A 20,528-nucleotide genomic window follows, 5' to 3' on the forward strand; every position below is an offset into this window, starting at 1 on the left:
CGCTCGAAGAGATCGCAGAGGAGACGAACCGCTTCGATGATTTCCAGTCGCTCGTCGAGGAGCCACGGGGCTGCTCACCGGCTGAGGAAGCTTCCAACCACTAACAAGCCCACGACTTTAGTCGTGGGTAACTGACCCACCCGATCTGTGTCAACTGTGCGATTCAGGCGGAGCCGGATCCCGACGAGCGCGATCACGTCGTCTGTGACGGCTGTGGGCTGGTCGTCGACACGCTTGCGGCGCTCACCCGGTTCCGGGTGGAACTCGGGCACCTCGAAGGCCCGTTGCAGTTGTGCGCCCGGTGTAGTCCGGGTGGGCTCGCGACGTACTGGACACGCGACCTCGAAGACCATCTCGTCGCGACGCCAGCGGATTAACCCAAACACTCTTTACCAATTCGCTGTAAACTGTAATCAAGAACGCCCGTGTCACGCACCTCAAATCGCGCCGACGGCGACATCGTCCGCGACTTCCTCTCGGTCGCTGACCTCCTCGAGGAGCCACAGCTCGCCCAGCTGTACGCGTACCTCGCTCGGGAGGGGGAGGCGACCGTCCAAGACGTGATGGACGACCTTGAGCTCCCCCAGGGGACCGCCTACAGCTACGTCAACCGGCTCGTCGACGCCGGCGTCATCGACGTCACCGACGACGAGCAGCCCCGGCGGTACGCCGCCCGCCCGATCGACCTGACCGTGACGACGGGCGCCGGTGACCGCGAGTACACGATCACGCCAGCGCTCATCGACGCCGTCGGCCGCCGCGAGACGGACGCCGACATCGACACCTACATCGACCGCCACGGCGTCGCCGGCCTCGCGACCGCGCTCACCTACGCCGTCGCTCGGGAGCGCGGCGAGATGACCCACCGCCTGATGGCCGAGGACCTCGATATTTCGCCGCTGGCCGCGGAGATGATTCTGCAGGCGCTCCGCCCTGTCGTCCACGAGCACTACGACATCGAGGAGTCTGGGGCGGGGCTCGGCGAGTTGGACATCCACGGCGACGGCACTGACGACGCGTGAGCCGGCTCCACATCGCCGACACCGGCCTGTTCGTCGCGATGGGGCAACCGTCGAACAGTCGGTACCAAGCCGTTCGGCGGTTCGCTCGCCGTCACTCCGTCGGCGACGTGGCTGCCGAATCGACGAGTGAGTACTCTCGATCCCGACTCGTTCCTTCCGCGTGCAGAAGGTTGTACTGTGCCATTTTCGAGAGGTAGCTTCGAACGGTACGCTTCGTTCGGGGGTCATCTGCCTCATCAGTATACCGCTCGTAGATCGCGCCCGGTCCGAGTGGCTCGTCGTCGCGGACGATATCGTAGACGAGGCGTTGGTGCGGGGTGAGTGACTCGATGCTCTTCTGTCTGATCTGTGCTCTGGCGTCGTCTGCGGCCGCCAAGAGCATGTCGTCGGTGATCCGCGACTGGTTCTGCCGGTCGGCTGTGCTGGCCGCCGACCGGAGAATCCCGATCGCCAGTCGTGCATCGCCGGCGGCCGCATCCGCGATGCGGTACAGTTGCGCGTCTGTTACCGACTCCGGTTCGAGGCCCCACTTCACTCGGGCCCGGAGAATGTCGTAGAGCTGTTCGTCGTGGTACTTGTCCATCCGGACGTGTTCACTCGACCGGAGACGGCTTACAAGACGGTCGTCGACGCTGTTCATCAGTTCGGCTTCCTTGTTGGCGATACAGACGAGTGCGAACTGCGGGAGGCTGTGGAGGTGGTAGATCACGTTGGGGTCCTCCAGTTGGTCGACCTCGTCGAGAATGACGACTACGCGTGGGCCGTCGTACTGCTGGAGGCGGTCGACCAGTTCGTCGTGTGGCGTCGACTGGCGATGGATGTCGATAGTGTGCCCGAGGTCGTCGAGGATCTGGTACAGCGTCCGGAAGCGGGTGTAGTTGCGCCAGCAGTTCACGTAGGTTGCTTCGACGTCGAGGACTTCCTCACGGAGTTGCTCGGTGACGAACTGCGAGAGGCAGGTCTTCCCGACGCCGCTCGGACCGGTTACGACCGCTGTATCCGCTGGCTCGCCCTCGGTGATCGGTCGGAGGACACTCGAGAGATGGTTCACCTCGGCGTCGCGATGCTCGATCTCTCGTGGGACGAACCCGGCACGGAGGACACGAGCATCACGAATCATCGGCTTGTGTACCGGTTCTGTACCGAGTGATAAAAGTCTGCGTGGGTAGTTTCCGGAAAGGGACCTGCTGGGAAGGCAGCGGAAACTCACGAGGGTCAGCGGTCGGTTATCTCCAATGAAAAGGCTGTTTCGGGGTGTTTCCGGAAAGAGAGGGGTCGGGTCGGAGAAGTTGAGCGCAATTTCGACCAGTCGGGACGGTGCTTAAGCAAGCCTCGCTGTCGTACTTACTCGACGCCGACGAGGACCGGGACAACAGTTCGGCAGACTCGCTCGTCCGGCACCTGGTCGAGCGACCGCGTGGGGAGTTTGACGACCTGATCAAGACCAGCGAGGGCGTCGACGTGATGCCGGCTCACAACAGTCTCTCGATGCTCGGTAAGCACCTACAGCGGCGTGAGGAGGAAGCGAACGACTTCGGGGAGAAATCGAACCGGACTGTCCAGTTGTTGCGCGTCCTCCGAGACAACGATATCCAAAACCGCTACGACACACTCATCACCGACCCACCCGCGACGGTCGACATCAGTGTGACCTTTTATCGACCCACCGTCGCCCGTCGACTGTCGGGCTACTCGAGAAAGGAGCGCAGCAGGACACCGAGCGCGAAGACGAGAGCCACGGATTCAGCAATATGGACCTGCGTGAGCGTCAGTCCAGTGAACTGATAGAGGAATCCTTCAATCAGCACACCAACTGTGATGAACGCGAACCCGATCGTTGCATCACGGAGATATCGGGTTCTCTCTCGGCGGTAGGCACGGAAGCTGATCGCGGTCGTCGCAAGACCCATGAGGAGTAAGAGAACACGAACGCCGACTAGTACGAGGTCCCAGTGACCGGTCATGTGCCGTCCTCCCGTTTCGCTCGCTGTGGTATCTGCCCGTACAGCGAGTAGAGAATGACGAGCATTCCGACTGCGACGATGGCCGTCTGGATAGTGCCCGCCTGGAAGATCGACAGCCCGACGACGTCGAAGAGGATGCCCTCGATGACCGAGCCGACACTGATGAACAGGAAGCCGATGGCGACGTACAGCATCGGCTCGTATCCGTACGTTCGATACCCTTTGTACGCCTGATACGTTATCAACAGCCCAAGTCCGACCGTGACAACCTTCGCGATGACGAGTTCGATGTGCATAGGTGATTCAACTCTCCCGGATGTCGCTCCAGATGCGCGAGAACCGCTGGGCGGCGTCCTCTCGAATGTGGACGCTGACATCGATGGTTCCGTCGTCGATGTCGACGTCGAGGTGGTCGACGTTCGCCTCGTAGACGCTGTGGTGGCTCCCATCTGATTCGATCCGTGTCCGCTCAACGAGCAGGTCGCTTTCGATCATGGTCTCGACTCGGCGATAGATCGTCGAGAGGGCGACGTCACACTCCTCACCGAGCTCCTTTGCCGACTTGGGATCGCTGCTCGTCGCGGCCAGAATCTGTCGGACTCGCTCTTGCCCGAGCAGTTCTAGGAGCTCGTCGGCGTGGTCGTCGTTGGACACGGCTGTTCCTCGCACTACGAGGTACTTCCTCGAAGGTACTTAAAAGAAGGACCGTTTTGCGTGACGTGCAAAACAGGAACCTCCCCTATGGCCCTGCCCTTCCTATCTCGAACTGTACGGTGACCTGAGCTATGAACGAACCACGCCTCACTCGACGGAAGCTGCTCGCAGGAACTGCCGGTCTGACCGTTGCTGGACTGGCTGGGTGTACCGCGGCTCCTAGTACCTCGGACCAACAGCAAATCGGAGGCTCCTCGTCCGCAGAGAGCGAGGATTCCGGCGGCGACGATCATGCCGGCCACGGGGACGAAGCGCATGGCCACGACACCGTGAGCGAACCCAAGGCCTCCCGCGAAGTGGTGGTCAACACCGCGCGAACCGAGGGCTCGACCGAGTATCACTTCAACCCACACGTCACGTGGGTCGAGCCCGGCGGGACGGTCACCTGGCGCCTCGAGAGCGGAACGCACACCGCGACCGCGTACCACCCCGGCAACGACCAGCCGCGACTCGTGCCAGAGGGGACCGAAGCGTGGGATAGCGGGACGATGTCGGAGGAAGGCGAAACGTTCGAGCAAACCTTCGAGACCGAGGGCGTCTACCACTACCTCTGTACGCCCCACGAATCATTCGGGATGATCGCCACCGTCATCGTCGGAGAACCCCACCTCGAGGACCAGCAGGCGCTCCAGACGATGCCAGAGGACAAACCCGAGGAAGTCCACGCGAAGCTCGAGGAACTCAACGGGATGTGCCGAGAGATACTGAGTGAGGGCCACCACGAGGAGGGCGGCAGTACCGAGGAGGGTCACCACGAGGAAGCGGAGGGCCATCACGAAGAGGGCACCAGCACTGAAGAAGGCCATCACGAAGAAGAGGCGGGCCATCACGAAGAGAGCACCAGCACTGAAGAAGGCCACCACGAAGAGGAGACCCATAGTGAATAGTCGGCAGTACGAATTCCATTGAGAGTCCAGATGGGACTACCTACGGAAGCCGAGGACAGGCGGTTTCTGGCTGACTGAAGACCGATATCCATGGCACAACAGCTCCAGACGACGATGCTTGGCCGGGAGTACACGCTCGATCTCTCGGCGACGCTGACGGGATACTGGCTCGTGTTTCTCCGACTGCTCGTGGGCTGGTGGTTCCTCCACGAGGGGTTGAACAAGTACGCCACACCGGGCTCGTTCCGAGCCGGCTGGTTTCTCGAGAAGACGGGTACGATCGTGTCGCCCGTGCTCAACGCGTTTGCAGGCGGTGCGACGGAGGCGGCCGTCAACCTCGTCGTTCCGATCGGCGAGTTGCTGATCGGTCTCGGGCTGATACTCGGTGCCCTGACGCGCACAGCCGCCGTCTTCGGCGCGTTCATGATGGTTTTCTTCTACTTCGGCGGCGAGCACTGGCGACGCGGGCTCGTCAACGGCGACCTGCTGGGACTGGTGCTGTTCGTGACGATCGTCGTCTTCGGCGCGGGGCGCGTCTGGGGAATCGATTCGTATCTCGAACGGACCGATACCGTGCGAGCTAGACCGTGGCTTCGGTACCTGCTCGGGTGAGAGGGCGATGACAATGTCACCGCCGCGTTCGGACTACGGATGGCTCGACGAAGCCGTGCTCGCCACCGGACTCGGGCTTGTTCTCCTCGGGCTGGTGGTGATGGGCTTTTTCGAGACGCTCGCCGGCAGCGCTCACTTCACCGAACGCGTCGTCGGGGTAGGCACCGTCATCGTCCACACGTCGTTTAGTCCCCATCTCCGAGCGTCCGTCATTGCTCTCGGTTTCCTCGTCCTCCTCGCGTTGGGCGTCTCCCGGGTGGGTCGTGTGATCATCGCATCGCGTTCCGAACCGTGAGAGCGTGCGGACGCTCGTGCACACGTACAGCGTTCGCACGATGCCGTTACCCTCACCCTGCCGAATTCGGCGCGGATGAACGGTCCTGTCTTTGAGAAACGAGTAGAGCCCCCTATACACGCTCTCGAACGTTTTCCTATCTTGGTTCGCGCCCACGCGGATAACTTCCGAGTGGGCGTCGGAGGAGTCGAGGAGAAAGCCAATGACCAATTTCGAACTCAGCCGCTGGCTGCTCGTGGCGCTCGCAATCGTCGGACTCGTGTTCGCGCTCGCGCGTGACGCCGACCGATCCGACGAACGACCGCTATCGGTCCTTCGAGAACGCTACGCTCGTGGCGAACGCTCGGACGGCGAGTTCGGGCGACGGGGCGAACAGTTAGAACGTGTTGGATGAGCCATCCGGTATCGGTTCCGACATTGGTGATCCAATTCGGAGCGACCACTTCGAACCCCAAACTTTAACCGCACTAACACGAATTGTATTGTATGGAGTACACAATACAAAAGCCGGTCTCCGGCGAGTTCGACGACGTCGTCGAGACGACCATCTCCGCACTCAAAGACGAAGGCTTCGGCGTCCTCTGTGACATCGACATCCAGGCGACGCTCGAGGAGAAACTCGGCGAAGAGTTTCGACAGTACCGCATCCTCGGGGCGTGCAACCCACCCCTCGCGCACGAAGGACTGACCGAGGAGATCGAACTCGGTGCGCTCCTCCCCTGCAACGTCATCGTCTACGAAACCGACGATGGCGAGATCATGGTGAGTGCCGTCGACCCACAACAACTCGTCGGTATCGCCGACAACGAGGCGCTCGATTCGATTGCAAACGAGGTTCACGACCGGTTCGAACGCGTCCTCGACAGCATCGCTGAAGACCTCGAATCCTCGTCGGAGGTCTGAGTGCCGATGTCCTCGTCGAACCAACTCGATACGACGACCATCGTCCTCCTCATCCTCGGGGCGATCATCGTCCTCCCCCTCCTCACGATGGGGATTGGCTTCGGCGGGATGATGGGGTACGGCGGAATGATGGGCGGATACGGGACGACCAGCGGGTGGTGGCCGCTCGTCGGGATGCTCGTCCAGCTGGTATTCCTCCTCGTCCTGCTCGGTGGAGGCTACCGCCTCTTCCGCCGCATGACTGACTCGCAGTCGTCGCGGAATCCCGCGATGGAGGAACTGCGCATGGCGTACGCTCGCGGCGATCTCACCGATGAAGAGTTCGAGGCGCGTCGGAACAAACTCGAACTCTCGGAGTAATCGGCTTGACCACCGACTCCGGAGTTACTGACGTACGCGTCCTTGGATTCCGAAATCTGCGACCCGTGCGGCTTTTGGATGTGAATAGAAGTGGGCTAAAGACCCAATACCGTACTACCAACTATGACCGAAGTGATCCTCTTCACGCAGGAAACCTGCGGAGCCTGCGCAACGCAACGAGAGAAAAACGAGGGTATCGAAGCGGCGTACCAGGACGTCGAATTTCGGGAGGTCGACATCCAGACCGATCTGCAGACGGCCGAGGAGTACGGCGTCCGAAAGACGCCGACGACGCTCGTGTACGCGAACGGGGGCCGGACTGCCGAGTTTATCGGCATCGTCGATCGAGACGAGTTGGAGGCGGCTATCGAAGATGCAGACCAGCAATTAACCAGACTGACGCAACGGCTGGCCAGCATCATACGCGGCTGACGGAAACCAAATGACACAGATGATGAACTACAGTAGACGCCAATTTCTGGGAGCGCTCGGGGCCGGGACGGTCGCGACGGCTGGCCTATCTCGCTCAGTTGCTGCTCAGGAGACACCCGTCGTCAGGATGGGGAACAACTACTTCGACCCGATTGGGCTCCACGTCGAGCCCGGAACGACCCTCCGGTTCGAGGTCGCGGCCGGGGCACACTCGGCGACGGCCTACGAGAGCCGGATTCCGGCTGCTGCCAGCGCATTCGATAGCGGGGTCATCTCGTCGGGGGGATTCGAGCACACTTTCGAGGAACCGGGCACGTACGACTACTACTGCATCCCGCACAAGTCGGTCGGGATGGTCGGTCGCATCGTCGTCGGCAGCCCTGGTGGGCCAGCCGAAGGGAGTCCGATTCCGGACGGCGACGTGCCGGACAGCGACACGATTGTGGAGCGAGGGGCTGTCGCGTATGGGTCGAGCGCGGACGGTAACGCGACCCCTGGTGGCGGAATGATGGGGCCAGGAATGGGTCGTGGGCCCGGAATGATGAACGGCGGCTGGGGTGGCGGACTGCCGTTCGTCGGCGGGGCACTGGGACTGCTCGGGCTAGTCGGCGGACTCATCTACTGGGCACTACGTCGGGGAGATGCGTCTTCACGGGCTGATGATTCCGCGATGGAAACCCTCCAGCGACGATACGCACGCGGCGATATTGACGACGAGGAGTTCCAGCGACGACGTGAGCGGTTAGGAGAGGATCAGCAGGACTGAACACGTCTCCTCTGCTGAGAGTGGCGAGCACAGCGATTTATGCCGGTTCCTACCGTACGTTCTAGCGACCAAGGTTCGGTGCTACATCTGTGAGTCACAGTGTGCCAGCGATGACGAGGTGTTCGTCTGTGAGACCTGTGGAATCACTTGTCTCCGACACTGTATGGCGGAAGACGACACCGACGTCTGCCCGAAGTGTGTGGGTGAGCCGATGATCGGGGCAATCGAATTTTAACAGTAGAGATGGCGACGGCTGTCGAACGTCCCGAAGATGACGAGACGTGTGCCTACTGCGGGTCGAGAATCTACGATCACAAGCCGATCTGTGTTCGTGACTGCACCGACGACTGCGGTTCCCGACGTACTTCTGTAACTACGCGTGCCTCTCCGTGTACATCGACGAAAATAGTCTGACGACGGGTGATGCGTGCGAGTGGTCGCCTGACGGAGCCGACTGCTGCTGACTGGATTCACCTCGATAAAGACACGGACCAACATCGTGTCTGTCTTCGACTTTCAGGCCATTCCCGGAGCAGTACTGCCAGCCGACCAACTTTATGTCCGTCGTGGACGAACGTCTCTACTGGTACACCATGTCGACAGAGCGCTCTTCCGACGGCCTGCTCCGCATCGTCCTGATCGTCCTCGCTGTGATCGTCCTGTTTCCGATGCTGATGATGGTCTTCGCCGCCCCGATGATGGGGATGATGGGCTGGTGGTGGGGCGGCGGCACGGCCGGGGGCCTCTCGCCGCTGTGGGGCATCGGGATGATGCTCGTCTGGCTCGTCGTCCTCGTCGGCATCGGCTACCTCCTCTATCGCGGCCTCGTCGGTGGTGTCGGGTCGTCGATGACCACTGACAGGGCGCTCGAGGAGCTTCGGGTCGCGTACGCACGCGGCGATCTCTCCGACGAGGAGTTCGAGGAACGGCGTGCGAAACTCACCCGCAAGGAGTCACAATAGGTTCCAAGATGTCCCCGACAGTACAGCGGCGCGAGTTACTCACTGCGCTCGGAGCCGGCCTCGCGAGTCTCTCGGGCTGTGTCGGCAATCTTCCGGGAAGCAGCGGCGGCGTCGATCGAACGATCTACGTCGGCGCGTATCACTGGGGGTTCATCATCGTCGACGAATCCGGCGAGGAACAGGACCGCATCAGCCTGCAACGGAACGATGTTCTCCGTGTGGTCGCATTCAACACGCTCGCGAGTCAAGCCGTCCAGTCCCTTCCAGCATCGGTCCAAGACGCCCTACCCGACCACGAGGCCCTCGAAGAACGAAATGCGGAACGCATCCCGGCCCCGGCCGACGGCGACTTCCACGAACTACTGGAAGAAGCGAACGAGCAGTACCCAGATCATAGCCTGGCAATTATGCCTTCCGGACAGATTCACATGGGCGGTGGTATGATGATGCACCCAGTAGCCCTTCCGCAAAATGCCACCAGACCCATCGTTCGTCGGTTAGGAGCGACGCAACGGGGCGATTACACGCTGAGTTGTCTGACCTACTGTGGCTATGGACACCCATACATGGAAATCGACGGTGGCATCGTCGTCACGTAGGGATCCGTCGTAGATGTCTCCAGTACCAGTTCGCTCTCGGACGACATCGACGCAGGTGTCGATGTATCGATTCACGTAGTCTCCCAGCGTCAGCGACGCGTCGAGTCGGGCTGAAGGTCGAGGCTGTAGGGACGGTTAATCAGCGCGTAGACGACGAGCAGTGGCCGAGTCGGTCGTCGGTCAGGGGCTCGTAGTGTAGGTGGTCGAGTTTGTTCTCGGAGTATATGACCTCACTCGACGTCTGTCCGACCTCGACGGACGCGAGTTCTCCGAGTCGCTCTGGAAGAAGGCGCATCTTCTCGATGGATTCCGTTCCCTGGTTGAGCATTCTGTGTTGAATCTCCAGTGGGCCGTGAACGGATTCATCTGTCTTGGTTTGGCTATCAGGTGAGTCACTCCGGAAGAGCGTCGATCAGCACTGTCGCTGTTCCATCGAGGACGATCTTACCAGCATCGTTCTCGATTCGTGTCGTGAGGCGATACCGGTCGTCTTCGAGTTCGTCGACGATCTTGCACTGGGCCGTCAGTGAGTCGCCGATGTCGACCGGGCGTCGGAACTCGAGATTCTGCGAGATGTAAATCGTGAGGCCGGGGAAACACGCGAGGGCGGCGCTAATCAATCCGGAGACGAGCGTCCCGTGGACGATCCGGTGGCCGAACCGCGTTTTCTCCGCGAACGTGTCGTTGAGGTGGAGGGCGTTCGTGTCGCTGGTCGCCTCGGCGAACTTCCGGACGTCGTCATCCGTGATCACCTTCGAGAAACTCACGTTGTCGCCCTCTTGGAGGGCCGTGGGGTCTGTGATATCGATGTCGAATTCACCTTTCGCACGGCCGTATGGCAAACGGGGGAGGATAGCCCCGCCTGCCTCAACAAGATGTGGATGGGGTGTATCGACGTACTTCTCGGGCGCGCTAGCAAACAACGCTCGGCAGTCGTTCGAGCAGAAGTAGAATGAATCGCCTTCGTACTCGGTAGTCGCTTCGGCGGTCTCTGTCGGGATTTCCATCCCACACACGGGGTCAACTGGCATGGGTACGCTGAATTGATGGCTCGGTCGCGAACGGGTTCGCCGTCGGAGCTGTTCAACAGGCCTGCTAGAGAGTAACGTGGCGAATCACTATCAACGTACGTGTCGGTATCTGCTTCTCAGAAAACACCGAGAGCGATCGGGAACCCGTGAGCGACCGTCGATGACCTCACCCGGCGCTATCATGGGTCGGCTCAACTGAGACCCCGACCGGCGACACCCGACTCAACCGGTGCGCGTTCGTGGTGACCGCGAGACTCACCCCCATATCTCCGAGAATGATCGCGAGCGCTACGTATATGAGGTATGTCTGTGATTCAGAATTGCTCAACAGGGCGCGCAGATTCCCCTTCAACCTGCTCGTACATTTCATCCGGGAAGGGAAGGCTCCCCCAGATTGAGTACGGACACTGCTCCTGGCCGATGCAGTACCGCTGCATATCGTCGTTGTCACAGTTCATCGGAAGCGGGGTGTCGCCCCCAATCGTATTCGAGAACGCATAGCGAATCTGGTAATTAGTGACCTGTTCGTCGTACCAGGGCCACCGCGAGAAGACGTCCTTGAGGTCTGCGACAATCGTCTCGAGGTCGCTGTCCTGATACTGTGGAAGCCACATCACTATCCGGGCGAAGTTGTACAGGTCCATTCAGACTTAATTGGTCACCCAATGGCCCACCGATCGTGCTCTTGGGAAAGCCAATCGAGTGTAAATATTAGTCAAAACGGCTCTGTTGAAATCCTCAGTCACTGATAGGTTGTTGGGGCCGTGGGTCGGTCAATACCATCTGCCACTGTAGTCGTCTAGCCCCTATCCTATTTGAAATCTATCACATATGCCATACAGGTGACAGAGTGTGAGTGTAGCAGAGCGGTATTAAAAACCAATACTTATCCCCCACTCGGCAAATTTGTCTCTTGGTGAAGTGGCTTTTTATTGGCTATGTGATGCTTTTTTCGGTCACAGCGGTCGTCTGTCTTGCTACTATTCCACGTGCTCGGTCCATCCAGCATCCAGGAACGCGGAAGGGGCTCATCGGACTCTTGGGGTCGGTATCCCTTTGGTCAGCCGGCTACGTCGGATATTTCCTTGCTCCGACTGAACCAGTCAAATACGCGTTCTATATCATTGGCTTCGTCTTCGCATTTGTCGCAGTCGGTGCTTGGCTATACTTCTGTGCTGCCTATACAGGTCGTCCACCACGAGAAGCCCCCTACCGAAACGTCGCTATAGGCATCTTCCTAGTGTTTACTGTTCTCAAGTTCACTAATCCACTCCATAATCTCTATTTCACCGCTGAATGGACAACCGATCCGTTTCCACATCTCGCAATACAGCATCAATTGCTTTATTGGATCGTACTTGGGCTGTCCTATGCGGTCATCGCAGTTGGATTCTTTATGCTCATTGAACAGTTCTATCACACCGGAACAGACAGTCGTCCGCTCATAGGTCTTCTCGGCCTCACTGCGATTCCTACTATAGTGACGATCCTTGGCGAGCAAATCGAGGAAGTCCTTCCCTTGATGTATGAGCCCCCCGGTGTCGCGCTGTTCGCTGTGGGCACGCTATTCGTCTATATCCACCGGTTTGAGGCAATCAGATTGACTGGTGAGACTGACGACCCCGCCGTATTCCTGGGCACGAATAGACAGATTCTTGACTATAATCAAGCAGCCAGCAGAATTTTTCCGGACCTGCAGGATTCAATCGGTACCTCAGTTGAGTCTGTAAGTTCCTCACTTGCAGAAAAAATATCCGAGAAAGGGATACTCACAGTAATGTCGAATGACGGAATTCGGGCCTATGAGGTGTCATCTGCGCCATTTATGGCAGGTGAAGTTCAGACGGGCCAGTTAGTGACACTAACTGATGTCACAGCTCGGGAATCCTACCGGGAGCAACTCGAAGAGAAGACAGAACAACTCGAAGCTCTGAATCGTATGGTCCGCCACGACATCCGAAACGATATGCAAGTGATTCTCGCCTGGGGCGAACAACTTCAAAATCACGTCACGGTCGAGGGAAAAGACGCGCTTGACCGGGTGTTACGGAAATCCCGTCACGTGATTGAAATTACAGACATTGTGGGAGACTTTGTTGAGTCACTCTCGGATGAGCGAATGGCCGAGTTGGAACCGATTGCGCTGGATGAGATACTCGAATCCGAGCTCGCTACGGTACGTGATTCACATCCGGATGTGACCTTTCGCGTGTCGGGTAACCTACCGCAGGTATCGGTTTACGCAAATGAGCTGTTATCGTCTGTCTTCCGAAATCTATTCGAAAATGCGGTCCAGCACAACGACGAAGAGATACCGGAAATCACGGTTACCTACACAGAGACCAAAGAGACCGTTCGCGTTCAGATTGCGGATAATGGGCCAGGAATCCACGATAGCCGGAAAGAGCAGATCTTTGGGAAGGGTCAAAAAGGCCTCAACAGCCCCAGTACCGGTATTGGTCTCTATCTCGTCTACACATTAACGAGGAAGTTTGACGGGGACGTGTGGGTCGAAGATAACGAACCTAAAGGCGCAGTATTTATTGTCGAATTGTTGAAATCATAGTGAGAGAACGACTGACCCCCCTTCCTGCAGGATATACGCAGTGTGTTCATACTGCCGGCTGTAAGTTCGCAAAACTATTCGCCATCTCGGGGTGGTGAGTTACTTAGTTTGTTACAGCCGGCAGTATCAGCAGGACTCTCTGAAGATCTACGTTGATTAGCTTGTTCCCTGGCGTCGATATGCAGGCCTACTGAACAAACCCTTCGTTGACTTCAGCGTGAAAAAATGAGGCTACCGTGCTGAATACACCCTCTGTATCGGTTACGGCGGTACTGACAGCATCATAATAGATTTCCGAGGTTGTGCTGCATACAGCGCGCGTATGCATGGTCAGATTCGGCTAACACGTCTCCAAGTACAGGTAAATATCATCTAGGCATTCGTGGAGAAAACACACGCGCAGAATACTTTGATTGTGACTTATGGTATGTGTGCAGAGTGGGGTTAGAATTGACCGACCTTTCCCTCGTCGCTAATCCTGTGCAACCTCATCACCTAAGGAAGGCTTTCAGCCAGCTCCGGTAATGTTCGGGCCCTCACGAATCTGAGAATAATCGGCTGTTTCCATTCAAGCCCACTTGGTAATCCCTGACACGAACTATCGTGTCAACAAATAACAAAGTCAGAGGTATACCTACGGCTGTTTGCACTTAGTGCCACCGTCGGCGTGGCTCATGGTGCAGGAAACCAACTGATGCCATCGCCAACCTCGGACGAAACCGACAGACGAGACGCACCGCGATTCCGACTGAACCGACGTGAGTGGCTCGCGGGGTCGGCAGCATTACTCGGCCTCGGCGGTCTGGGTAGTGCGACAGCTCACCCCCTTTCGTTCTCGGCCCAAGATGCCGCCGTCGGCGCCAATGCTTCCCTACAGCAACAATACGACCTCAGAGATCTCGGTGATGGGTTGTACTTTCTCTCTGACGGAACGTACCAGATAATGTTTCTCGTATCCAACGAGGGCGTCGTCGTAGTGGACGCACCGCCGTCGCTCGTCGCCAGCATCTTCCCAGCCGTCGACGAAGTTACTGACCAACCGATCACGCACCTCGTCTACAGCCATTACCATGCAGACCACATCGGTGGAGCGAGCCTGTTCGACGACGAGGTAGAAATCATCGCCCACGAGGAGACCGAACGGTTGCTCTCGCAGTTTGAGGATCCCAATCGGCCGGCACCGACGAAAACTTTCACGGGGAGTTACAACCTCGAGGTCGGCGATCAGGAACTCGATCTCGATTACAGGGGACCGAACCACACGCCGGACAACCTCTTCATTTACGCACCCGACCATGCGGTGTTGATGCTGGTCGACGTGATCTTCCCCGGTTGGATTCCCTTCAAAGCCCTCGCCGTCTCACAGAATATCCACGGCTACATCGAGGCCCACGAGATAGCTTTGCGCTACGATTTCGACACGCTCGTAGCCGGCCACCTCGCGGAGCCAGGGACACCGGAGGACGTCCGGACGCAACTCGATTTTGTCACCGATTTGAAAGCAAACTCGGAGGAAGCGATCGAGTCGGTGGACTTTCAGGCCGTCGCCCAGGAAGCCGAGTCGACCAACCCGTGGGTGCTCTTCGACGCGTATCTAAACGCCCTGACCGAGCAGGCAGCGGAGGCGACGCTCGAAACGTGGTCCGGTCGGCTTCAGGGTGCAGAGGTGTTCATGGAGAGTCACGCTGAGACGATGATAGAGGCTCTCAGGGTCGACTACGGGATTCTCGGACCGTTCGGCCCTCCCGAGGAGGTCAGTTGAGTTCTTCCGACGGGCCGCATATTACGAGGATACGTGGCCGACATTTCAGTAACCAAATCGACTACCGCTGACTACACTCTCTATATTCAGCAGGCCACACCTATCAAACTCAGAGGGTTTCAACAGAGCCGTCAAAACAGAATTTGGTCCTCGGCGTTCATTTTCGCCCATTCCTGATTACTAACATACAATTAAGATTTGGCAATAAGTGATCGGTTGGCGTGTTGGTAATCATCAAGGCGGATGCTGAGGCTACTGGAGGCCCGTTCAGTTCACTTGAGTATCGGACGCAGAGGGCCCTGTCATATGAGCGAACCGATCGTGAGTGTCATCAAGAGGGTTTTACCGGCAGACGGAGTAGACCCTCCCGTGACAGACTTCGGCCTGCAACTACGGATGCTCGTCGTCGGTGCAATCCTGTTTGCGTTCTACATATTCGCCGGGACTGCACTGTCGGTCCTCTTGGGACTGCCACTGCTACCGGTGTTACTGATCGGGATCCTCGTCGTCCCGGCGATCCAGTACAAACTGGGTAAATGGCTAGCGCTCCGTCGCGCCAAAGATATGCCCGACGACCAACGGTTCGGCTACGTCCACCAGATGGTCCGACGGCTCAGTCGAGATATGAGCATCGACGAACCACGCCTCATGATGATGGACATGGGCGTCCCGAACGCTTTCGCTGTCGGGCGGAAGGGTGCCGGGGTAGTCGTCGTCTCCACCGAATTGATGCAGCTGTTGGACGACGACGAACTCGAAGGTGTGGTCGCGCACGAACTGGCCCACATCAAGAACCGTGACGTGATTACCATGGTAATCGGGCAGTCGATCGGGATGCTCGTGGGCTACGTCGCGTACTTCGCGGTGCTGTTCGGTGGTGAGCGCAACATCGGGTCCTGGATTCTTGCGATGGTCGCCTCCTCGCTCGCAAACGCCCTAGTGATGGTGTTCGTCCTCGCCATCTCGCGGTACCGTGAGTACGTCGCTGATGCAGACGCCAGGCAAGCCATCGGCACCGGCGAGCCACTGGCCCGCGCCCTCGAAAAAATCTCTCGCGGTGCGGAGGGTCGGGAGTCGACTGTAGACGACAGCATGAGTGCCCTCTGTATCTTCAACGCGGACAAGGGGCTGTTCGAACGACTGTTCTCGACGCATCCGCCCACGGAGAAACGAATCGACCGACTCCGTAACTGAGCAGCGTCGAACCCAGTGGCTGACCGCGCGAAAAGATCGAACGAAAGATCGTCTGTTGGGCAGAGGAAGCGAGGTTCGACGCGTGATCAATTCTTGACGGGCCTGCTCCATTCTTCCGGTGCGGGGTCGTAGTCGTCGCCAACGAAGAACTCGATCGCGCCCGGGTTACTATCGACCGTCAGTTCGTTCGTTTCGATCATTTCACCGTCGAGGCTGAACTGAACGGGGTCGCCATCGTGTGTGACGTGGAGGTGTGAGCTCTTGATCCGTGTGAGGTGGCTGGCTCGGCGACGGAGGAGTCTGTCCGCCGCGCCTTTCGAGAGGTAATCGATGGCTGGTGCATCCTCGATGATGACGGCGTTGACCATCCCGTCTTCCATGTTCGCTTGGCGCATCTGTTCGCCGGGGAACCGACGACCGTTCCCGACGAGCAACATCAGGGCTTCGCCAGCCCACGCCGGATCACGCTCTGGTCCCACAGACACCCACAACGAGAGTGGCTCGAAGTCCCGTGTCGTCGAGAGCGTTGTCAGGACATATGCCAGGACGCCCAGTCGTCGCTTGAGAGAGCGGGATGTCTTCGCACTCGATTCGGCAGTCAGCCCACCGACACAGGAGTTCAGGAACAGTCTATCGTTGGCCGTCCCGAGGTCTAGCCGTCGACACTCGCCGGAGTCGATGACCTCGAAGGCGTGGTCGATACCCCGGATCCCGATGTTGTCGGCGAAGTCGTTGCCGGTACCCGCCGGGAGAACGCCCATGGACACATCGTCGAGCAGGCCAGCGTTCTGGACGCCCTGGACGGTTTTGTTGAGCGTTCCGTCACCGCCACACGCGACTACTGTGTCGGCTCGCTGGGCGGCTTGGGCTGCGAGTTCGATGGTATGCTCACCGCCCTGACTGTCGAGGACTTCCCAGCCGCGATTGGCCGCGATTGTTTTCGCACGCTTGGTTCGTTTGCCGTCGCCGCTGTTGGGATTCCTGACGACGACACGGGTCGGACCCATTGATACATACTCTGCACCGGTACTGAAAACTGTGCGGGTGGCTGATTCGGGGCCCCGCTAACAGCGGAAACGGTGGTGTGGTATGCTCCCATCGACCCGGTGGTTGGCGTCGACTTCGACGGTGTCGGATGGAGGGGGCTTCCTTCCACTGCTACCCGGACCGCACAATTCCTACAGTAGGTCCCCGAAACCCTGACCCAATTCACCAAGAAACGCATCGCACACCGTTAGTTACCCGAGTGCCGGCGTGAGAACGTTGCTGGCGGCCGTGTTCATATCGTTCATTGTCTTGTGTCGGAGTCGCGTAGTCGGCGGGGCACTGTCTGCGTCGTCGATCATCTACTTTTGGTTCCACCACGGCGACACCGTCGACAGCAGCGGGCGCCGCGATATCGTAGGCCTGCTGGGAGCAGGGTATGCGGGTCGTCAGCTTGGGAACGCGTAGCTGTAGTTTCCCTCATCCACGACGGTCCCGCATTCTGGGTCGACGGCGACCGGATGACGACGATGTAACTCCGCAGACGTCTTCACTCACCCCGCTCTCGAAGCGCTCTCAATTCGTATCGGTCACCCGATTTCTCGACGTAGACGACATACCCCTCGGCGGCGGCGATGGGGGAGACGATGTCACCGGACGAATCCGGCGCAAACTCCCAAAGCGCGTTGCCAGTGGTCGCGTCGAGCGCGGCAACCCCATCGGGATTTCCAGCCGTATAAACCGAACTCTCCGAGGCGAACGCCTGCATGCCGTACAAGTTTTCGCCGCGCCACTGGATATCTCCGCTCGAGGGATCGACGGCAAAGATACCCTGACGGCCAGACTGAGTACAGACGAATATCGTCTCGGTACCGACGATGGGTGTCCTGTCGACCCGGTCCACGGGGAGGTCCAGCACCCAGGACTCGGACCCGTCGTCGATATCGAGCGCGAATAGCGTTCCGCTTCCCTGCCCACCGACGCCGTAGACTGTGCCGTCGTCGACGACCGGATTGGGTGGATTCTCCTGCCCGGCACCGAAGTAAACCCACTCTTCCTCGCCGGTTTCGGCCGATTGACAGACCAAGCCGTTTCTGGTTGCGGCGACCACTTTGTCCTCTGCGACGGCCACGGCACCGTCGGCAACCCAGCCGATACCCTTCTGCCAGAGAACGTCGCCAGATTCGGCATCCACAGCCATCACGCCACTTCCTCCACCGATGTAGACCGTCCCGTCGACGACTGTCGGCGAGAACGCCGCGATCTCGGCCTCCCATTCCACGTCGCCAGTTTCGCGGTCCAGCCGATAGCCGACCGCGCTGTTGCCCGCGCCGAGGTAGACTGCGTCGTCTGTCACCGCCGGGACCGTCGAAATCGTCGCGTCATCGCTGACGATATCCGGCGCGGCCGCGTCGAATTCCCACTGTAGTTCGCCTGTCTCCAGCGACCGCGCGTCGAAGTGTCGGTCGTAGGTCCCGTAATAGACCGTTCCGTCGCGGATCGCGACCTGCTGGATGACTCTCCCTACCTCGGCAGTCCACGCTTCCTCGACTCGAGTCCCACCGACCACGCCCGGATTGCGGCCTGTGTTCGACGGGACTGCGGATTTCATCGCGGCCGCCCCGCCGTCGTTGAACTGACCGAGGACGGTCGTCGCCCCGTCGCTGACATACTGCACCGAGACAGGTGCAGCGGGCGTGAGGGGCCAATCGAGTCCGTCGGGACCGTCTGTGAGCGTGACCGCCTGACCTGGCTCGATATCTCCGCTAGACCCCTTTAGCTCCGCCCACGGAAGCGTGGTTCCGTCGACCACTAGCTGGAGATTCGCCGTCGAAAGAGCCGGACCCGTGTCGTACCGAACCGTCAGTTCCGGTGGTACCGCGCCAATCTCGTACGAAAACGAGAACGCTGATTCGCCCAGTTGCTGAGGCGTTTCGTTGGTACCGCCCGAGGTGCCAGTCGGTTCGTCTGTTTCCGTGTCCTCGTCCGTCTGATCCGTGGGTTGTGAACCGCGTAGACAGCCCGCAGAGAGGCTCAATACCCCGAGAAGTAGAGACCGCCGCGTCCGACTGGATAACATTTGGCAAAGAACTATTAGGTCTGAATAAAATTCTTGCGATATACTGGATTCCATACGAATGAAGGAGCCTCTCTCTCGTCGAGCAATCCTCGCATCTCTGTGCGGCGCACCCTTCTCTGGCTGTCTCAACTTTCAGGAAGCGGGGCAGCCGAGTTCGACTCAGTCATCCGCGACGGAACGGGACCGGGAGACCCGGGAGACCCGGGATCAGTCGACGACACAACAGACGACGGAAGAAGCGACAACTGAACGAGAGACGACGACAAATCAGGTCGAGTTGAGTGAGATGTGGGCGGCAGACATCTCCTCGCGTCACTTCGCTGTCGGGAGCGACCGGGTGTATGCGGCGCATCCAGACGATTACGTCATCGCGTTGGACCGCGCGTCCGGCGAGGAGCAATGGCGGTCGCTCGGAAACACTGACTTCGGACACGTCGATGGCTATCTCCCGTCTATCGCTGTGATAGCACCGGGCTCTGTGACGCACGTCCTAGGGCGGGACAACGACGGCGACGAATACGCCCTCTTCCGGATTGCAGAAACCGGCGACGTCGTGGAACGGCGACCGCTCGACCGCGTTCCCATGGGAATGATGATGACCTCGGATGGCCTCATGCTGGACCTCAGCGTCGAGGGAGAACACGAGGTGTCGCGGGAATACAGTACCAGCCACTGCGATTACGCCGGCGGTGCCGTCGAATGGCTCGACTCGGATTTACGCGTAACGCAGTCTATCGACAAACCTGACGAGGCCTGTCGGTTCGATTTGCTCGACGCCGTTGGCTCGTTCGCCCTCTTCGACGGTGCGTTTATCCGGGGTTTCGACGCCACCACCGGCACACAATGGAAACGCGAACTGTATTCAGACGGCGGTGTCGTTCAGTCGGACGGCGGCTGCTTCCTGATCACGCTCAACGAGGGTCTCCTCCGGCTGAATCCGGGTGACGGGTCGACTGTCTGGCAGTTCGAACAATATGCGGGCGGCAGGGGCATCGCGGCCGGTGACGAAACGGTCTATCTCGCCGGCGCTGGACTGTCGGCGATACGTACAGCGGATGGAACTCGGCGATGGAGGCAATCAATCAACGGGACTCCCGTCGCAGATCCGGTCGTCACTGCCGACGGCGTCTGGGTCCTCACCGAGCAGGAAATCGTGCTCTTTGACACTGTGAGCGGAGAACTGTATCACAGGAGTCCGTCGCCGGCGATGGACAGGCACCCACGATTGTTCGCCGACGAGGGCCAAGTGCTGGTCACCAGTACCGCAGGCGCCAGGGTATTCCAGGTCCAGTAGCGCTGGCTGTGCGGTACTGTTCCGCCGTGATGCTGAGAGACTGTGCTTTAGGCAGCCCTGCCTGCTTTCAGACATTCCGCACCTAACTGACCGGCTCGTCC

General features: G+C 59.2%; 24 protein-coding genes and 4 pseudogenes. 18 read left to right on the forward strand and 10 right to left on the reverse strand.

The features are described 5' to 3' along the window. Positions 1 to 131: 131 nt before the first annotated feature. The 3 genes and pseudogenes from NJQ44_RS18485 to NJQ44_RS19635 form a co-directional block, all read left to right on the forward strand. A pseudogene (locus NJQ44_RS18485) lies at positions 132 to 377 on the forward strand (DUF7558 family protein); the annotation flags it as partial. 48 nt (positions 378 to 425) lie between these two features. Then, positions 426 to 1,022, forward strand: coding sequence for a helix-turn-helix domain-containing protein (locus NJQ44_RS18490; protein ID WP_254274381.1), 597 nt, complete (start codon positions 426 to 428; stop codon positions 1,020 to 1,022). Next, positions 1,019 to 1,153 (forward strand): annotated as a pseudogene (locus NJQ44_RS19635) (PIN domain-containing protein); the annotation flags it as partial. The gene NJQ44_RS18490 and the pseudogene NJQ44_RS19635, both read left to right, overlap by 4 nt. Here the strand turns inward: NJQ44_RS19635 and NJQ44_RS18495 are convergent. Next, entirely contained in the window at positions 1,114 to 2,142 is a 1,029-nt protein-coding gene (locus tag NJQ44_RS18495; RefSeq protein ID WP_254274382.1) for a Cdc6/Cdc18 family protein, read from the reverse strand. The pseudogene NJQ44_RS19635 and the gene NJQ44_RS18495 overlap by 40 nt on opposite strands. Before the next feature lie 197 nt (positions 2,143 to 2,339). On the opposite strand from NJQ44_RS18495, the gene NJQ44_RS18500 reads away from it, so the two are divergent. Further along, positions 2,340 to 2,807, forward strand: a complete 468-nt coding sequence (locus tag NJQ44_RS18500; protein ID WP_254274383.1) for a hypothetical protein — start codon at positions 2,340 to 2,342, stop codon at positions 2,805 to 2,807. Here the strand turns inward: NJQ44_RS18500 and NJQ44_RS19590 are convergent. From NJQ44_RS19590 to NJQ44_RS18510, 3 genes are read right to left on the reverse strand one after another with little or no spacing between them, the layout of a single operon-like run. Then, complete coding sequence (locus NJQ44_RS19590) at positions 2,711 to 2,986, reverse strand: DUF7521 family protein (RefSeq protein WP_431357799.1); 276 nt, start codon at positions 2,984 to 2,986, stop codon at positions 2,711 to 2,713. The two genes, NJQ44_RS18500 and NJQ44_RS19590, sit on opposite strands and share 97 nt — an antisense overlap. Beyond that, on the reverse strand, positions 2,983 to 3,282 hold the full coding sequence (locus tag NJQ44_RS18505; RefSeq protein ID WP_254274384.1) for a DUF7521 family protein: 300 nt from the start codon (positions 3,280 to 3,282) through the stop codon (positions 2,983 to 2,985). The genes NJQ44_RS19590 and NJQ44_RS18505 overlap by 4 nt, the downstream gene beginning before the upstream one ends. 7 nt (positions 3,283 to 3,289) lie before the next feature. Further along, entirely contained in the window at positions 3,290 to 3,640 is a 351-nt protein-coding gene (locus NJQ44_RS18510) for a winged helix-turn-helix domain-containing protein (protein ID WP_254274385.1), read from the reverse strand. Between the two features lie 329 nt (positions 3,641 to 3,969). On the opposite strand from NJQ44_RS18510, the gene NJQ44_RS18515 reads away from it, so the two are divergent. Further along, on the forward strand, positions 3,970 to 4,587 hold the full coding sequence (locus NJQ44_RS18515) for a cupredoxin domain-containing protein (RefSeq protein WP_348533096.1): 618 nt from the start codon (positions 3,970 to 3,972) through the stop codon (positions 4,585 to 4,587). A gap of 90 nt (positions 4,588 to 4,677) precedes the next feature. After that, a complete protein-coding gene (locus tag NJQ44_RS18520; protein ID WP_254274386.1) occupies positions 4,678 to 5,199 on the forward strand; it encodes a DoxX family membrane protein in 522 nt (173 codons plus the stop codon). A 16-nt stretch (positions 5,200 to 5,215) separates the two neighbouring features. On the opposite strand, the gene NJQ44_RS18525 is transcribed toward NJQ44_RS18520, so the two are convergent. Then, a complete protein-coding gene (locus NJQ44_RS18525) occupies positions 5,216 to 5,650 on the reverse strand; it encodes a hypothetical protein (protein WP_254274387.1) in 435 nt (144 codons plus the stop codon). A gap of 46 nt (positions 5,651 to 5,696) precedes the next feature. Here NJQ44_RS18525 and NJQ44_RS18530 point away from each other — a divergent pair, with 46 nt between their 5' ends. The 8 genes and pseudogenes from NJQ44_RS18530 (at position 5,697) to NJQ44_RS18565 (ending at position 9,516) form a co-directional block, all read left to right on the forward strand. Next, positions 5,697 to 5,888 carry an SHOCT domain-containing protein gene (locus NJQ44_RS18530; protein WP_254274388.1) on the forward strand — a complete coding sequence of 64 codons (192 nt, stop codon included), beginning with the start codon at positions 5,697 to 5,699 and terminating at the stop codon, positions 5,886 to 5,888. Between the two features lie 92 nt (positions 5,889 to 5,980). Next, positions 5,981 to 6,397 carry a DUF302 domain-containing protein gene (locus tag NJQ44_RS18535; protein ID WP_254274389.1) on the forward strand — a complete coding sequence of 139 codons (417 nt, stop codon included), beginning with the start codon at positions 5,981 to 5,983 and terminating at the stop codon, positions 6,395 to 6,397. A gap of 6 nt (positions 6,398 to 6,403) precedes the next feature. Continuing rightward, positions 6,404 to 6,757 (forward strand): SHOCT domain-containing protein, encoded by a 354-nt coding sequence (locus tag NJQ44_RS18540; protein WP_254274390.1) that lies wholly within the window; start codon positions 6,404 to 6,406, stop codon positions 6,755 to 6,757. A gap of 123 nt (positions 6,758 to 6,880) precedes the next feature. Next, positions 6,881 to 7,189, forward strand: a complete 309-nt coding sequence (locus NJQ44_RS18545) for a thioredoxin family protein (protein WP_254274391.1) — start codon at positions 6,881 to 6,883, stop codon at positions 7,187 to 7,189. 22 nt (positions 7,190 to 7,211) lie between these two features. Next, positions 7,212 to 7,955 carry a plastocyanin/azurin family copper-binding protein gene (locus tag NJQ44_RS18550; protein WP_254274392.1) on the forward strand — a complete coding sequence of 248 codons (744 nt, stop codon included), beginning with the start codon at positions 7,212 to 7,214 and terminating at the stop codon, positions 7,953 to 7,955. 243 nt (positions 7,956 to 8,198) lie between these two features. Next, positions 8,199 to 8,419 (forward strand): annotated as a pseudogene (locus NJQ44_RS18555) (hypothetical protein). A 129-nt stretch (positions 8,420 to 8,548) separates the two neighbouring features. Continuing rightward, on the forward strand, positions 8,549 to 8,917 hold the full coding sequence (locus tag NJQ44_RS18560) for an SHOCT domain-containing protein (RefSeq protein ID WP_254274670.1): 369 nt from the start codon (positions 8,549 to 8,551) through the stop codon (positions 8,915 to 8,917). Between the two features lie 8 nt (positions 8,918 to 8,925). Further along, positions 8,926 to 9,516 carry a cupredoxin domain-containing protein gene (locus NJQ44_RS18565; RefSeq protein WP_254274684.1) on the forward strand — a complete coding sequence of 197 codons (591 nt, stop codon included), beginning with the start codon at positions 8,926 to 8,928 and terminating at the stop codon, positions 9,514 to 9,516. A 139-nt stretch (positions 9,517 to 9,655) separates the two neighbouring features. Here the strand turns inward: NJQ44_RS18565 and NJQ44_RS19595 are convergent, their stop codons facing one another. The 3 genes and pseudogenes from NJQ44_RS19595 to NJQ44_RS18580 form a co-directional block, all read right to left on the reverse strand. Beyond that, positions 9,656 to 9,811, reverse strand: a complete 156-nt coding sequence (locus NJQ44_RS19595) for a hypothetical protein (protein WP_431357800.1) — start codon at positions 9,809 to 9,811, stop codon at positions 9,656 to 9,658. Between the two features lie 97 nt (positions 9,812 to 9,908). Next, positions 9,909 to 10,547 carry a MaoC/PaaZ C-terminal domain-containing protein gene (locus tag NJQ44_RS18575; protein WP_254274393.1) on the reverse strand — a complete coding sequence of 213 codons (639 nt, stop codon included), beginning with the start codon at positions 10,545 to 10,547 and terminating at the stop codon, positions 9,909 to 9,911. A gap of 314 nt (positions 10,548 to 10,861) precedes the next feature. Further along, positions 10,862 to 11,188 (reverse strand): annotated as a pseudogene (locus NJQ44_RS18580) (primase-associated protein); the annotation flags it as partial. Positions 11,189 to 11,463: 275 nt separating this feature from the next. Between NJQ44_RS18580 and NJQ44_RS18585 the strand changes: the two are divergent. The 3 genes from NJQ44_RS18585 (at position 11,464) to NJQ44_RS18595 (ending at position 16,069) form a co-directional block, all read left to right on the forward strand. Then, the gene (locus NJQ44_RS18585; protein WP_254274395.1) at positions 11,464 to 13,113 is read left to right on the forward strand and encodes a sensor histidine kinase; all 1,650 of its coding nucleotides are present in this window, start codon (positions 11,464 to 11,466) and stop codon (positions 13,111 to 13,113) included. A 694-nt stretch (positions 13,114 to 13,807) separates the two neighbouring features. Beyond that, positions 13,808 to 14,875, forward strand: a complete 1,068-nt coding sequence (locus NJQ44_RS18590) for an MBL fold metallo-hydrolase (protein ID WP_254274396.1) — start codon at positions 13,808 to 13,810, stop codon at positions 14,873 to 14,875. A gap of 369 nt (positions 14,876 to 15,244) precedes the next feature. Further along, positions 15,245 to 16,069 (forward strand): M48 family metallopeptidase, encoded by an 825-nt coding sequence (locus NJQ44_RS18595; protein ID WP_254274397.1) that lies wholly within the window; start codon positions 15,245 to 15,247, stop codon positions 16,067 to 16,069. Positions 16,070 to 16,155: 86 nt separating this feature from the next. Here the strand turns inward: NJQ44_RS18595 and NJQ44_RS18600 are convergent, their stop codons facing one another. Next, positions 16,156 to 17,076, reverse strand: coding sequence for a diacylglycerol/lipid kinase family protein (locus NJQ44_RS18600; RefSeq protein WP_254274398.1), 921 nt, complete (start codon positions 17,074 to 17,076; stop codon positions 16,156 to 16,158). Positions 17,077 to 17,603: 527 nt separating this feature from the next. Then, positions 17,604 to 19,262: an outer membrane protein assembly factor BamB family protein gene (locus NJQ44_RS18605; RefSeq protein WP_254274399.1), complete on the reverse strand. Its 1,659-nt coding sequence runs from the start codon at positions 19,260 to 19,262 to the stop codon at positions 17,604 to 17,606. A 157-nt stretch (positions 19,263 to 19,419) separates the two neighbouring features. On the opposite strand from NJQ44_RS18605, the gene NJQ44_RS18610 reads away from it, so the two are divergent. Then, positions 19,420 to 20,427 carry an outer membrane protein assembly factor BamB family protein gene (locus tag NJQ44_RS18610; protein ID WP_254274400.1) on the forward strand — a complete coding sequence of 336 codons (1,008 nt, stop codon included), beginning with the start codon at positions 19,420 to 19,422 and terminating at the stop codon, positions 20,425 to 20,427. Positions 20,428 to 20,528 lie beyond the last annotated feature (101 nt).

The organism is Haloarcula marina (genome assembly GCF_024218775.1).
GTDB lineage: Archaea > Halobacteriota > Halobacteria > Halobacteriales > Haloarculaceae > Haloarcula > Haloarcula marina.